15 protein-coding genes are annotated in these 14,620 nt (G+C 45.4%); 2 read left to right on the top strand and 13 right to left on the bottom strand.

Going from position 1 to position 14,620, the window contains the following annotated elements; genetic code table 11:
• Positions 1–33: 33 nt before the first annotated feature.
• On the bottom strand, positions 34–1,011 hold the full coding sequence (locus tag NCI00_RS14060; RefSeq protein ID WP_253528583.1) for a VOC family protein: 978 nt from the start codon (positions 1,009–1,011) through the stop codon (positions 34–36).
• 397 nt (positions 1,012–1,408) lie between these two features.
• On the opposite strand from NCI00_RS14060, the gene NCI00_RS14065 reads away from it, so the two are divergent.
• Positions 1,409–2,362, top strand: coding sequence for a bifunctional helix-turn-helix transcriptional regulator/GNAT family N-acetyltransferase (locus NCI00_RS14065; RefSeq protein WP_253528584.1), 954 nt, complete (start codon positions 1,409–1,411; stop codon positions 2,360–2,362).
• Positions 2,363–2,392: 30 nt separating this feature from the next.
• Here NCI00_RS14065 and NCI00_RS14070 read toward each other — a convergent pair whose 3' ends face one another.
• From NCI00_RS14070 to NCI00_RS14100, 7 genes are all read right to left on the bottom strand, one after another.
• Complete coding sequence (locus NCI00_RS14070; protein ID WP_253528585.1) at positions 2,393–3,349, bottom strand: VOC family protein; 957 nt, start codon at positions 3,347–3,349, stop codon at positions 2,393–2,395.
• An 85-nt stretch (positions 3,350–3,434) separates the two neighbouring features.
• Positions 3,435–4,307: a helix-turn-helix domain-containing protein gene (locus tag NCI00_RS14075; protein ID WP_253528586.1), complete on the bottom strand. Its 873-nt coding sequence runs from the start codon at positions 4,305–4,307 to the stop codon at positions 3,435–3,437.
• 50 nt (positions 4,308–4,357) lie between these two features.
• On the bottom strand, positions 4,358–4,660 hold the full coding sequence (locus tag NCI00_RS14080) for a Dabb family protein (RefSeq protein WP_114463428.1): 303 nt from the start codon (positions 4,658–4,660) through the stop codon (positions 4,358–4,360).
• 197 nt (positions 4,661–4,857) lie between these two features.
• Positions 4,858–5,109, bottom strand: a complete 252-nt coding sequence (locus NCI00_RS14085; protein WP_253528588.1) for a hypothetical protein — start codon at positions 5,107–5,109, stop codon at positions 4,858–4,860.
• A 14-nt stretch (positions 5,110–5,123) separates the two neighbouring features.
• On the bottom strand, positions 5,124–5,306 hold the full coding sequence (locus NCI00_RS14090; protein WP_253528589.1) for a hypothetical protein: 183 nt from the start codon (positions 5,304–5,306) through the stop codon (positions 5,124–5,126).
• A gap of 22 nt (positions 5,307–5,328) precedes the next feature.
• Positions 5,329–6,039: an OmpA family protein gene (locus tag NCI00_RS14095; RefSeq protein ID WP_253528590.1), complete on the bottom strand. Its 711-nt coding sequence runs from the start codon at positions 6,037–6,039 to the stop codon at positions 5,329–5,331.
• A gap of 483 nt (positions 6,040–6,522) precedes the next feature.
• On the bottom strand, positions 6,523–6,675 hold the full coding sequence (locus NCI00_RS14100; RefSeq protein ID WP_253528592.1) for a lmo0937 family membrane protein: 153 nt from the start codon (positions 6,673–6,675) through the stop codon (positions 6,523–6,525).
• A gap of 199 nt (positions 6,676–6,874) precedes the next feature.
• Here NCI00_RS14100 and NCI00_RS14105 point away from each other — a divergent pair, with 199 nt between their 5' ends.
• Positions 6,875–7,729, top strand: coding sequence for a TspO-related membrane protein (locus tag NCI00_RS14105; RefSeq protein WP_253528593.1), 855 nt, complete (start codon positions 6,875–6,877; stop codon positions 7,727–7,729).
• A gap of 137 nt (positions 7,730–7,866) precedes the next feature.
• Here the strand turns inward: NCI00_RS14105 and NCI00_RS14110 are convergent, their stop codons facing one another.
• The 5 genes from NCI00_RS14110 to rpoN form a co-directional block, all read right to left on the bottom strand.
• Positions 7,867–9,300, bottom strand: coding sequence for a hybrid sensor histidine kinase/response regulator (locus NCI00_RS14110; protein WP_253528594.1), 1,434 nt, complete (start codon positions 9,298–9,300; stop codon positions 7,867–7,869).
• The gene (locus NCI00_RS14115; protein WP_253528595.1) at positions 9,300–9,770 is read right to left on the bottom strand and encodes a response regulator; all 471 of its coding nucleotides are present in this window, start codon (positions 9,768–9,770) and stop codon (positions 9,300–9,302) included. The genes NCI00_RS14110 and NCI00_RS14115 overlap by 1 nt, the downstream gene beginning before the upstream one ends.
• 46 nt (positions 9,771–9,816) lie before the next feature.
• A complete protein-coding gene (locus NCI00_RS14120; protein ID WP_253528596.1) occupies positions 9,817–11,418 on the bottom strand; it encodes a sensor histidine kinase in 1,602 nt (533 codons plus the stop codon).
• The gene (locus NCI00_RS14125) at positions 11,418–12,893 is read right to left on the bottom strand and encodes a sigma-54-dependent transcriptional regulator (protein ID WP_253528597.1); all 1,476 of its coding nucleotides are present in this window, start codon (positions 12,891–12,893) and stop codon (positions 11,418–11,420) included. Before NCI00_RS14125 ends, NCI00_RS14120 begins: the two co-directional genes overlap by 1 nt.
• A gap of 150 nt (positions 12,894–13,043) precedes the next feature.
• On the bottom strand, positions 13,044–14,465 hold the full coding sequence (gene rpoN / locus NCI00_RS14130; protein ID WP_253528599.1) for an RNA polymerase factor sigma-54: 1,422 nt from the start codon (positions 14,463–14,465) through the stop codon (positions 13,044–13,046).
• Positions 14,466–14,620 lie beyond the last annotated feature (155 nt).

Genomic DNA, 14,620 nt, shown 5'->3' on the forward strand with positions numbered 1-14,620 from the left:
CCCTCCCCAAATTGGAGAGGGGTAAAGAGTTGTTTAGTGGTTGATATTATATTTTTTATAAACAGCTTCCAGCGAAATTGGTTGCAACAATTGCTCAATTTGCGCACGATTGCGTTCTTGCCAAGGCGGCAATTTGAGGGCTTCACCCAATTTTGCTTTTTCTTCGTCCAATAAAAAGCCAGGAGGCGTAGTGGCTACCTCAAATAGCACCCCACCCGGTTCGCGAAAATAAATGGAATGAAAATACTGACGGTCAAGTACATGCGTTGGCATAAAACCCGCCGAAAGCACCGCTTCGCGCACTTCCAGTTGAGAGTTGTCGGTCGGAGTATCAAAGGCCACGTGGTGTACGGTTCCCGCGCCGTTCATTCCCCAACGGTTGTTGTTGTCCCAAACAATATCCACAAACTGACCTGCGTGACCGCCTTTAGGAGCATAACGACGACGAGCGCCTGCTTCGGCAATAAACTCATAATTGAGTGAATTGGCCAGCAACGCTTCCGTGCGTTCGTAGGTGGTTTCCCACAATTCGATATTCCAAAAACCACGAATCGAATACTCCAACGGAATATGTCCGTAAGTAAAACCCGGGCGCGTATCCACGTCGTTGGCGACCAATTCCAGGCCTAATCCATCGGGGTCTTCAAAATAGATAAACACTTCGTTGAACCGTTGTTGAGGATTTTTGTACAAAATGCCGTATTGGTCAAAGCGTTTGGTCCAGAAGTCGATGGCCGACGTAGGGATGGAGAAAGAAGTGGTAGCCGCCTGTCCTTTGCCGTGGCGTCCTTTTTGGCTGCCTTGTCCAAACGGAAAGAAGGTCAAAATACTGCCTGCATTGCCCGTTTCGTCGCCATAATAAAGGTGATATACGTCGGGAGCGTCAAAATTGACGGTTTTTTTGACGAGCCTCAATCCGAGTAAACCTACGTAAAAATCCACGTTTTGTTGAGGGTCAGCGGCGATGGCCGTTACGTGGTGTATGCCTGTGATTAAATTGTTCGTTTCCATTGTCTTGGTTGTTATTGCTTAAATAGCGATTGTTTCTTTTGTTGGTCAACTTTTCTGTTTTATTGACTCTGCAAAGGTCATGCAATAATATAGGTTGAACAATGGCGAAAAGAAGGAATGCGTTGTCAAAATCATGGAACGCAGTCGTTCGGCAGAGCCGAGTGATGTCTATAAGTAGGTGCCTCCAGTCTTTAATATGTTTTAATGGCCAGAGGCCTTGTAATAGTCGTCACTCGGCAGAGCCGAGCGACTGCAAGCGGATTCTCAAATCCGCCAGTGAGGTTTCTCAAAACCGAGTGCCCATTCATCGTCCTTTTCCTAAAAATTTATCCAGGTTATTGGTTTTTACATAACCATTATTTTAATTTACGTAATTAATTACGTAAATAATTTATTCATGGAGTTATATCGAACATTAGGCTACGTGGCCTTGGGAAGTTATATGCGCCGACTGGGTGAAATCAGCCAGCAAGCCTCCGCACAGATGTATCAGATGTATGGAATGGATTTTGAGGTAAAGTGGTTTCCAGTATTTTTGGCCGTGGCCCAAAAAGAGGCCGAAACGGTCTCGAAAATCGCCGAATGCATCGGGCAGTCGCACGTGGGCGTTAGTTTGATGGTCAAGGAAATGGTAAAAGCAGGCTTTTTGGAAAGTCAGAAAGGATTGGTCGACAAGCGCGAAACCACCGTTCGGCTGACCGAAAAAGGGGACCAAATGCACGCCCGCATGAAAGAACTGCTGGAGGATTTGGAAGACACCATGAACGAAGTAAAAAACGAATGTGAAACCGACGTGCTACGCGCTCTGATGGAATACGAGCAGGTGATTCTGCGCAAAAGTCTACCTGAGCGCATCAAAAGCAGATTGAAAACGCGCGAACGAAACAAGGTCAACATCATTTCTCTGGACCCTCAAAACGAAATCCATCGCGCAGGATTCAAGCGCATCAACTACGAATGGATTGAACGGTACTTTAAGGTCGAACCCCTCGACATGGAATCGCTCGAAAATCCTGACATATTCTACATCAACAAAGGTGGACTGGTGTTATTGGCTGAATATCAAGGCAATATTGTGGGTACTTCGGCGCTCAAACCCATGACCGAAGACAGCATGGAGCTGTCGAAAATGGGCGTCGACAGCAACGCCAAAGGGCTGGGAATCGGCGAGTTGCTGGGACAATCCATCATTGACGAAGCCCGAAAGATGGGCTTGAAACGTTTGTATTTGGAAACAAATTCGCGTTTATTACCAGCACTGAATCTGTATCAAAAACTGGGCTTTAAAACAGTCAAAGATTTCAGCTCGCCTTATTCGCGGGCGGATGTGGCTATGGAGTTGTTTTTGTAAATCCCACACGTTCTTCATTTTTCGTCTAGTTTACAATTGAATCTCCGGCAGCCCCGCTTCAATAGCAGCGCGGTTGTGTTCTTTGTCGTTTGGCAGCATAAGGTGCGTGCCCAATTCTTCGACCGTCTCATCGACGTCAAAGCCCGGGCCGCTCGTGGCAACTTCAAACAATTGGTGCGAAGGCAAACGAAAATAAATGGAGCGAAAATACTTACGGTCTTTGATTTCGGTCACTTCCATGCCCAACTCCTCGACCAGTCGGTGGCGCAGCGCCTGCTGCGCTTCTTCGTTATCAATTTTCCAGGCTACGTGATGTACAGTACCGATGCCATTTTTGCCGCGTGGGGTGTCGGCAGCGGCCCGGAGCAGCTCTAGGGCGTTTCCTGATTGACCGCCTTTTACCTCCAGACGAATCCGGTCGCCGTCTTGTGCCACTTCGGTCATGTTCATTTCGGCGGCCAAAAAGTGCCTTACGGGCTCCCAATCATTCTGCGCTACCCACAACGTGACGTGGTGAATGCCCCGAATGGCCACTTCTTCGTTGACTTCATCGGTGATGAAAGGCGTACGGGTGTCGTTATCGTCGGCAATTAATTCAATTTGAAGTTCGGCAGGGTCACGAAACCACAACACCTGCTGCCCAAAACGAACTGATGAAACCACGGTAATACCCGCATTTTCTAAACGGCTTTTCCAAAAACCCAGCGCCGTCGAAGGAATCGAAAATGTGGTGGAAATAATCATCCCCGTTCCTTCCACACCTTTACGAACCCCCTGATTTTGATACGGAAATGTGGTAAAAATGGTACCGGGCGTTCCTATCTTATCGCCGTAATACATGTGATATACGGCATTGTTATCAAAATTTACCGTTTTTTTTACCAGCCGAAGGGCTAACAATTTGGTGTAAAAATCGTAATCTGCCTGCGCTTCGTTGACGGTGGCGGTCACGTGGTGAAGTCCTTTGATGAATGGCTTGGTTTCCATGGGGGGTAACGGTTTTTTTTGATTGCAAAATTGACGCAAAGAATCACCTCTATCAACGTAAAAACCACGGAAGTTGTTGGCGTTTTTACGGTTCGGCGTTTTCGCGGAACTCACTAAACGCTATTCCTTCGCTTTTTTTGAAGAATTTGCTAAAATGGGCAATGTCGTCATAGCCCAATTGGTAGGCGATTTCTTTGGCGTTGAGTTCCGAATAGCGCGCCAATCGCTTGGCTTCCAGCGCTAGCCGGTTCTGAATAAATTCTTTGGCCGACGTACCCGTTTCACTCTTAATGACGTCGTTGAGGTGATTGGCGGTCAGGTGTTGGCGGTCGGCGTATTCATTGACTTTATGGTATTTCCGAAAAAAAAGCTCAACATCATTTTTAAACTGTTTTACAATCTCCGCCTGACGATTGTCCCAGGTTTTGTTCAAGACCTTTTTGTCGGATTTGAAACGTTTGCATTGTAGTAAAAACAACTTTAGCCACGCGCCTACCGCTTCCCATTTTTGAGAGCGTTCCGACTGCGCTTCGTCTGCAATACCCCTGACCAACGGCAATAACTGATTTATTTCATCGGGGGTCAGTTCCAACGGCAGCGACTCATCACAGTTGAAAAACAGGTCCATATCGTACAACTGCGAAGGCGAAAAACTGTATTGCTGCAAAAAATCGGGTCGAAAAAGTATAACGTGCCCGCGCGGATTGGGCTGTGTCACGGTCAGGTGGTGGATTTGTTCAGGAGAGACAAAATACACCGTATTTTCCCGCAACGTATATTCTTTAAAGTCAATCTGGTGGACGCCTTGGGCACGCTCAATCACAATGACGGTGAAGTAATCGTGCCGATGCGGCAAATCGGGGGTTTGAGCGCGGCGTACTTCTACCTCTGCCATGCTGCGATACGCAAACGGAGTAGGGAGATGCGCCTGCCGAATATGGGTTTCAGGTTTTGGCATGGAGGATAAGAACAAAAACGGCATGACTTACGCCATGCCGCGGGTATCCATTAAATATCATCTGAATCGTACACAATGACCTTTTCCCACAAGTGCGCACAGTTTTCCACAAATTTATGGTGAATGGGGTGGTCTTGGTACACATCCTGCTCGGCTTTGGTTTCAAACAGCATCAGCCACGACACCGAATACGAACGGTCAATAACTCCCCGGTGCGTATCGGCTACTTTGCCGATGTGGGCAAGTTTTACACCCTCAAGTTCGGTTAAAGTCTGAAGGCCTGCCACCAATTGGTCGCGGTCGGCGGCGCTGTCGGGATTTTTCAAAAAAAAGAAAACGTGATGTACAAACATGGTTTTGGAAGGGGGTTTTATAATGAGAAGCAATTCTACCCAAAATCTAACCATCTCAAATCACCTAAAAGTTCACCATCAAGCCCATTTCAGCACAAAACAGCGCAGTCTATTTTATACAAAAAAAGAGCCGGGGGACAAAATCTCCCGGCTCTCACCCATTCCTAAACCCTTTACCTTATGAAAAATCTACTACACTATTTTTTGATTGGAACCGTGCTGGGTACTTCATTGTACCCACGATTACCGCTCATATTTTTGCTCTTTGAATAGTCGATGCTTTCCTCTTCGGAAGTGTGCGCAACATCAGACTTGATTTTACTTTCTTCGGGCGTTTTTTCTGGCACAATTGCGTCCGAAAACAGCGCATCGGTTGAGTTTTCTGTATTTCCGGATATCATTTTTGTTTTATCCGCGATTATTTCGTCTTCAATCAATGTCTTTTTCATGGCTATTGTCTTTTCTAACCGCCCGTGTATTTTTCGGCTTCTTCGGCCTTTTTCTTTATCTCTTTGTACAACTTAATGTCTACTTTTTCGGGGTCTACGTCAGTTGTTTTTGGCAATGTTTCTTCCTCTTTTTTATGGATTTCGCCCGTTTTGGGGTTCTTTTCAAAATCCTGAGGAGTGATGAGGCTGTCTGGCATATCGTTCTGTTTTTAAGACTTATTAGCCATTTTTCTTACTAATCTTATCTTGTTCTGCTTGGCGCTTGGCGTCTTGTTTCAAGGTTTGATTGGCCACAATTGCTATCTCAATCCGCTGATTCATACGGCGTCCTTCATCGGTGCCATTAGATACCTTGGGCGTTTGTTCGCCAAAGCCTTGTGTCACCATTCGTAATTGCGGCACGTTGTGGGCCAGCAAAAAATCCGCGAATGATTCGGCTCTTTTTTCGGATAAAATTTGGTTTTGCTTGGCATCTCCTACTCCATCCGTATGACCCGCAATCAACAGCTCCGTATCTTTGTAGGTAATCAGTGTTTCGGCCATTTTTTTCAGTTGTTCCTGAGGTGTATTAGAGAGGGCATAACTATCACTTTCAAACAACACAACTGAACTCACTGTAATCTTTATGCCCTCTCCGATACGTTCTACTAAGGCTATTCCGCTCAAATCACGGTTCAGGACTGTAGCCTGTTTTTCCATGTATTTTTCAATAACAGCGCCCGCAGCTCCACCGATTGTTGATGCCACGATGGCAAAATTGGCGGGGTTTTTAGACCTGCTGATTGTCTGTTTGGATGCTCCCGAGGTATCGTTCCCCGATTTTCTAACGTTTGGTGTGGATGTGCAGCCGGAAAGCCCTGCGATAAACGAAAGATTCATCGCAAAAATGAACAATCTTTTAATCGCTATATTGATATTAATTGTTTTCATGGCTTGTTTTCCCAATTAGACAGCCTGCCTCTCGGCTTCGTCACTCATCTTGGTGATAATTCTGTATATTGTATTTCTTTTGAATCTGACTGTGAAATAAGACGCTAGGCTGAACTCAATATATCTCCTAAAAAGTCGTGCCGGGCATCAATATTCAAATGGGGTTACGTTGGAATTTTTATAACAAAGTATGCTGTTCGTAGTTATTTAATCCGGTGGGAATTCAGTTTGACCTTTCGAAAAAAATCATCCCGCTTTTGTTGACTAAATCTTCTAATCGAATCCGCAGTGTGCGTAGTGGGTGAATGCGATAGATACAACATGCCTACCGAGGTGGCCAAACCCACAAATCCGGTAATAGTAATTAACAAAGCAATTTCCATAACATTAAGTAAATTAGAGTTTTACGATGTCATATCTACGCACAAACCACTTTTATATATAACGCTGAGTAAAGTAATACTTCGGTGTTATATCTACGCACTATATAGTTCCCCGGCGAATAAAACCGATGATTAGCGAAATAACGGCTAGTACCAAAAGGATGTGAATAAGTCCTCCAGCACTGTAAGCAAATGTTCCAATTAGCCAACCAATAACCAGAATAACAGCGATGATATATAATAGAGAACGCATGGCTTTTAAAATTAAAAGGTTTCATTTTTTTAGACGACTATATATTTAAAACACTTGTGCCACAAGGCAATACGAGTAAAAAATGTAGAAAACTGGGTTCTATACAACCTAATATGAGGAATATTTTCCCCGCCCCATATTAGACAACCGCTATGGAATAGTTATTGACTTCCGCCTACTAACCTTAACTATCACTTATATGACAACGCTTTGGAATAAATCTGCCGTAAAAACCTATCAAATTTTGAATTGGGTCTTTTTTTTAGCGATGGTCTTTGTGAATTACCTGGCAAATGCCTTGCCGATTAATGACAAGACCACTGGTCAACTCTCTAATCAATACCCCAACCTGTTTGTCCCCGCCCCCGTCACTTTTTCGATTTGGGGCGTGATTTACCTGTTGTTATTGGTCTTTTGTATCAAACAAAGTAAATCACTCTTCAGCGCTCAGGTCGACCCCGCCACGGCCGAAACGGTCACCGTGATTGGGCCTCGTTTTATCATTACCTGTATCTTGAATATGGTTTGGATTCTGGTCTGGCATTATGAATACGTGGCTTTTTCGGTTTTCATAATGGTATTATTTTTAGGCCAGTTAATCAATATCAACGCCCGAATTGACTCTCTAACGCCTTATTTAGCCAAAAACTCCCGTTTCTCCGTCAAAGCACCATTTGGACTTTATTTGGGGTGGCTATGCATTGCCACCGTTGCCAACGCGACTACTTTGTTAGTGATTTTAGACTGGAACGGCTGGGGACAAAGTGAAGTATTCTGGGCCTCCGCCATGGTGCTGGTCGGGGCGATTATCGGCAGTTTTGCCTTGCTGAAATTAAGAAATGCTTACATCGGCATATCCGTGATTTGGGCGCTTATCGGGGTCATTATCGCCCGGCTCGACGCAGACGTATACCATCGTTTTGTGGTGTGGTCTTCGGTATTCGGCATTATCGTGGTTAGCGCGGCGGTCATTGCAGAAATCACAGGTTCTTTGTTCAGAACCAAGAAAGTAAAAATCGTCGAAACAACCCAAACCATTATTAGCTCCAATTAACGTAATTGTACAAAATAGACTTTCCAAGTTTTATTCAAGATTCAAACTTGGAAAGTCTACAAGTAACAATTAGGTTTCTAACAACTTAGTCTAAATCACCAATTACGGTCAAATCAGTCTCTTCGAGTATACCTTGATTAATTCAAAGGAAACGTAACGGTAAAAGTTGTTCCTTTTCCTTCCTCCGACTCGACCTCAACTGAAGCCCGATGGGATTGCAAAATAGTCAGCGTGGCCGCGAGCCCCAGCCCCAAGCCGTTTGATTTGGACGTAAAATAAGGTTCAAACAGGCGGTTAATGTTTTCTGGACTTATTCCAGAACCATTGTCCTGTACTTTTACACAGCAGGAAGTTTTAGACATATCCGTCGACAACGTCAACACGCCTTTGTTTTCTTCCATGGCCTCAATCGCGTTGATGATTAAATTGAGTAACGCGATTTTAATTTTTGGTTCGTCCAGTAGCAACAAACAGTCATTTCCATAAACTTTATTGAGTATAATTTTTTTTAGACTCAGTCTGTCTTCGGCCTCGTTGACGGTCTGATCCAATAATTCATGAATAGAAATTCGCTTCAATACGGCTTCATGTGGCTTAAACGAATTGAGAAGCTCCGTGATAAGGGTATTGATACGCTTACCGTTTCGACGAATAATATCCACAAATAACCGCTGGTCATCGTCCTGTAAATCAGTCTCCAGCTGGTCGAGCGATAAGTGAATGTTGGTGAGCGGATTACGGACTTCATGCGCCAACGTACGCACTAAGCGAGCCGTCGATGCTGATTTTTCGGCTAATAGCCTGTCACGCTCTACTTTTTTTCGCTCAGTAATATCCTGAATAACAAGTAGATAGTACGCCTTTCCTTCACTATCATTTTGTTTGCTGGCGTGCAGAGAACAAAGTACGCGCTCCCCGCTTTTGCGCACCAGCCACATTTCCAGATTTTCGACCAAGCCCTTTTCTTCCAGCGCGTGTACATACATGGAGTGCTGCGCCGGAATCGCAAACAAATCCTGCGAGTGCAATTGCAAGATTTCTGCTTCGGTATACCCCAATAGGTCAAGGGCAGTATCATTGTGATAAAAAACGAGCCCTTTGGGCCATTTGAGCAAAACGGCATCTTTCAACTGGCCAAAAATTCCCCGCAAACGCGTTTCACTTTCGCGCAAGCGCTGCAAAACCGCCGAGCGTTCGAGGGCGTATCGGATGCAGCGTTCCAGCTTTTCGGAATCCAACTCACTCTTTACGAGATAGTCCATTGCGCCTAATCGCATGGCCTCCACATCCACTCGCTTATCACCTTTACCCGTCAGGAGCACAATCGGACAGCTTACGCCGCTCTGAATCGCCGCTTTCAAAAGGTCAATTCCAGTTTTGGCACCAAGCAGAAAATCAAAGAAACATAAATCAAATTTGGCGTGGGTGAGTTGTTCAATTCCTGCGGAAAACGAACCCGCCCACGTAATGATAAATTTTTTGTTGCGAATATCTTTGAGATAATCTGACGTAAGGAAAAAATCATCTTCATCATCATCTACAATGAGTAGTCTAATGGTGTCGTTCTGCATCAGTCGAGGGAGTTGGGAAGTTGAACAATATCAAACCAATAATGCCCGACAGTGCGGGCTACTTCTATAAATTCTGCAAAAGACACGGGCTTTGTAATGAAACAGTTGACGCCTAAATCGTAGGTTTGCAACACATCTTGCTCGGCCTTCGAAGTAGTGAGTACCACAACGGGGATGGCCCGGAGGTCAGGGTCAGACTTGATTGCCTTCAACGCCTCCCGCCCGTCCATTTTGGGCATATTGAGGTCTAGCAGGATAATTCCTGGACGGGGACTATCGTCAGGATTGATGTATTTATTTCGGCGCTTCAAGTAGTCCAACAATTCCACACCATCACTTACAAAGCGAATTTCGTTCAGCAGATAATTCTCCTCAAAAGCCTCCTTCGTAAACATCCGATCATCCTCGTCATCGTCGGCAATCAGAATCATAACACTTTTTCGCGCTTCACGAATCTCTGTGGTGTCCATAGTACGTCAGATTAGTTATAAGCAGGGTTGTTTTTCACAGACCAGCTCACCTTGTCTCATGCTGTCTGAGGGGTAAATAAAAAATAAATTCGGCTCCACCACCTACTTTTCCGTGCGCCTCAATGTACCCATGATTGGATTCTACTATTTTACGGCAAATGGCAAGCCCCAAACCTGTACCTTCGTATTCGGAGCGGCCATGTAAACGTTGAAAAATAGTAAAAATTCGCTCGGCATATTCTGGTTCAAAACCAATTCCATTGTCAGAAACACTTACTCTGTAGTAGGTTTCATGGGGGTTAATCTGCATGATTCCCTTGATTTCCTGAATGTTGGCCTTACGCGCCTTCACTGTTACCACTGGAGCCACCGATGGCTGGGTAAACTTCAGGGCATTCTCAATTAAATTGAGAAACAGTTGATGCATTTGTACTGGGCGTGCCTCAATAGTAGGGAGTTTATCGATACTAATAGTGGCATTTTTGTCCTGAATTTTTACTTCCAAATCTTCAATTACATTCTTTACGACTTCTTCAAGCGAGATAAAAGCAAGCGATTCGGTTTGCCGCGACACCCGCGAATAAGTAAGTAAATCTTCAATCAGGCCATTCATACGATAGGCTGCGTTGGTCATTCTTTCCACAAAAAACTGCCCCTCGGTCCCGAGTTGTTCTTTATATTTTTTATCCAACCGTTCGCCGAATGCAATGATTTTACGCAGGGGCTCCTGCAAATCGTGCGAGGCTACGTAGGCAAATTGCTCCAAGTCTTGGTTGCTTTTTTTGAGGGCTACCAGCCGGCGTTCCAATTCTTTTTGGTAAGTTTCTATTTCGGTACGGTCGGCGGCTACGCCTATCACGCGTTCCAATCGCCCATCTTCTCCGTATTGGCAGCGCGCCCGCAACGTGAGGTATTTTAGGTTTCCAGCGGCATCAATGATGCGGTGCTCTATTTGAAAAGTATCATTTTTTTCGGCCAATACCGTTTTGGAATAATTTTGAACGCGGGCCAAATCTTCGGGCACAATGAAGCTTTCAAAAAAGGCCCTCGTCACGCATTTGTCAGGATAGGCCTCTGGCGCAAGGCCCATCAGTCTAAACAGCCCCTCAGACCACCGAATCCCCTTTTCATTCTTTTGCCACTCCCAGCTTCCACATTTAAAAATAACCTCAGTTTCGTTGATTTGGTACTGCTTTTTTTGCAAGTCCATCTCATGAGCAAGCGCATCTGTGACATCTTCGGCCACATTCATGATGAGGTGGTTTTTTCCTTGCTCATCGTACGTCAATACCGTTGCTCGGCTGCGTATACTGCGAATACTGCCATTCTTGTGGCGTATTTCAAACGTAAATTTAGCCGTTTCTCCTTCTTTCAGGGCCGCAAAGCGTTGGTAGGTTTCTGCCACAAAACGGTTTAAGTCAGGATGGATCAATACCGAAATCAACGACCCGCCCATTTGCTGAATGTCGTCGTAAGTATAGCCCAGTATGTCTTGTACGCGATTGCTGATAAACACCATTTTGCGTAGGTTCACGTCAATGATGTACACCAAATCGGGCGAAATCTGAAACAGCCTTTCTACTTGTTTCCCGGTTAGGTCAAGTCGAAAGGGGTTTGGGACAGCAACGGGGACTTCGGCAAGCGGCATCAGTTACTTAAGTTTATATTTTTCATTTTATTGTAAAGCGTTTTCCGATCAATGCCCAAGGCCTGAGCCGCTTTACTTTTATTAAAATTCACCTGTTTAAGTACGTTCAAAATCATTTCATATTCGGCTTCCAACGCCGCCGATTTCAGGTCAACCTTCGAACTGGTGTATGGCTTGGGAGCGGCGGGCGCTTCGTAATAAGGCTGAGGGGGAGGTAAATCTTGAACGGAAGGGGTTGTTGAAGTCCCTGAATCAAAAAAGAGCAGTTTTTCATAATTTAACAATTCAAACGGCAACGTACGGGCATCTACGTAATCGCCTTCGGTGAGGAGCGTAGAGCGCTTAATGACGTTGCGCAATTCGCGTAGATTGCCCGGCCACGGGTATTCGCGAAAGGCCCTTTCAACTTCGGGCGTAAATCCTTTTACCTGCTTTCCAAGTTCAATATTTGTTTTATCCAGAAAGAATTGGGCAAAAATCATCAGGTCAGACCGGCGCTCACGCAGGGGCGGCACATCAATGCTAAACTCATTGAAACGGTAATATAAATCTTCCCGGAATCGGCCGCGGCGGGCGGCATCCATCAATCGCTCATTGGAAGCCACAATCAAACGCACATCGACGTCAATTTCGCGGTTGCCGCCAATGCGCCTAAGCTTTCGTTCCTGCACCACCCTCAAAAGCGACACTTGAACGTCGTAGGGAAGATTTCCTACTTCATCCAAAAAAAGTGTTCCTCCGTTGGCCATTTCAAAGTGGCCGATTTTCTGGGCGAGGGCTCCCGTAAACGAGCCTTTTTCGTGCCCGAAAAGCTCACTTGCTGCGAGCTCTCGCGAAATGGCCCCGCAGTCCATCGCCACAAACGGCCCCGAGGCGCGTTTGCTTCGCTTGTGGATTTCGAGCGCAACGGCTTCTTTTCCAGAGCCGCTTTCACCGTAAATAAGCACGCTATAATTGGTCGGAGCTACCAAGTCAACCTGCTTGTAGAGATAAGTTGATTCGGGGCCTTCCCCAAAAATATAATGAGCTTGTGTGCTTTTTCGGCGCGTTGCGCCTCCGGGCGTCGCAGGGGTTGCTTCTTCGGCAAACTGCCCGCCCTGCTCATGGGTCTGCGAGTGATTGAGCGCTTTCCGAATCGTAAGTAAAATTTCATCCGGAAAGAGCGGTTTTGTGATATAGTCATACGCCCCCTGCTTCATGACATTGATGGCCGTTTTGATGTCAGAATAGCCCGTGATAATCAACACGGGCAGGTGAGGGAATTTTTCTTTAATGCGTGTCAAGATTGTGGCTCCGTCCATGTCCCCGAGTTTGAAATCGGTGAGGACCAAATCGGGATGAAATTCTTCCAAAATTGCCAAGCCTGTGACACCGTTGTGGGCCACCGCCACCTCAAAACCGTGTTTGCTCAAAAAACGACGCAATAGTAAGCAAATGTCGGTGTCGTCGTCTATAACCAAAATTTTCTGTGCCATCTAACTTAAACGTTCAAGAGGTTGTTTCGCTTTTATTGATAAAGGCTCGCTGGTTTGAGCAACGAAGGCCGTTTATACAGCTGCGATTTGATTTATTTTCAACTCTATTTTTCTCATCTGCTCAACGTATACGCGGTTGGCCGATTCAGGTTATAAAACTCTCCGCAACGAAGCGGCTTGAATATCCATTTGTTCGCGGTATTTGGCTACTGTCCGGCGGGCCACTGGATAACCGCGCTCAGCCAACATTTCAGCCAATTGAAAATCATTAAAAGGATGCTGCTTGTCTTCTTTAGACACCAATTCTGCCAATACCAACTGAATCTGACGATTGGAGACTTCTTCGCCACTTTGGGTCAGAACTCCCTCCGTAAAGAGGTCTTTGAGGTGAATAACGCCAAAAGGTGTTTGGGCGTATTTGCCGCTAGTCACCCTCGAAATCGTCGATACATCCATGTTAATGCGCTCAGCTACATCACGCAATACCATCGGTTTGAGCAATCTCACATTGCCCGTTTTAAAATAGTCTTCCTGAAGTTTTACGATGGTTCGCATCGACTTCAGCATGGTATTTTCGCGCTGCTGAATGGCTTCAATGAGCCAATTGGCGGCGTTTAGTTTTGAGTTTACGTACGTATTGGCGGCCCGAGTTCCTCCCACTTCTTTGGCATACGACTTGTTGATTTTCAAGGGGGGAATCCGCCGATTGTTGAGTTCTACATCAATCAAATCTCCGTCTACGGTGATGATGTAGTCAGGCACGATATTATCCTTAATGACCAAACTATCCGTTTGGCTACCAATTACCGGTTGTGGGTTAAGCGTACCGATGAGGGCTACAATGGATTTTAGTTGGTCGGAAGTGATGTTGTTGGATTTCATCAGTTTCTCGTAATTACGAGCCGCAAAATCCTCAAAATTATTTTTAATCAACTTCGTTGAAATGGCCACTTCAGGGCCTTGCAAACGCTCCAACTGCAACAACAAACAATCTTGCAAATCGCGCGCGCCCAGCCCCGGCGGGTCCATTTTTCGAAGCAACTGAATGATTTCTTGCACTTCCTCCTCTTCCACAAACATCCCGCTCGTAAACGACACATCGTCGGCAATGGCACCGGCGCTGTAGTTGAGGTAGCCGCTGTCGGTCAATGAATCCACCACAAAATCAGACAATAACCGCTGACGTTCGTTGAGCGCCAAGAGGTGAAATTGCTCTTTGAGTTCGTCGCGCCAAGTGGTGATTTCTGCCATCATGGGCGTATACTCGCTATCGTCATCCGAAAAATTATTGATTCGGGTGCGATAATCGGGGGTATCATCATCCCTAAACTCGTCCCAGTCCATATAGTCTTGGGTTCGGTCTTCGGCTTTTGTGATTAATCCGCCCTCATCAGCCGCATCAAATTCCTCATTCGAATCCTCCGGTCCTTCTTCCAGAATAGGATTGTCTTCGAGTTCATTTTTTATATGTTGCTCAAGTTCGAGCGTATTGAGTTGCAGAAAATTTAGCAGTTGTATTTGCGCTGGAGATATCTTCAGCGTTTGTTTCTGCGATTGAATAAGGTTTAGCATGGGAGCCGCCATGGTTGGACAACATTTTTTGGTAGTTAAGTACCAAATCGGATGCCTCAGAGATTCAATGAATTACGTAAAAGCCTTCTTTCTTTATGTAACTTTCAACAAAATACTTCTAATCAGGCATTTATACTTAAAAACTTTTTTATTAA

The sequence above is a fragment of the Runella salmonicolor genome (assembly GCF_024158025.1).
Classification (GTDB): domain Bacteria; phylum Bacteroidota; class Bacteroidia; order Cytophagales; family Spirosomataceae; genus Runella; species Runella salmonicolor.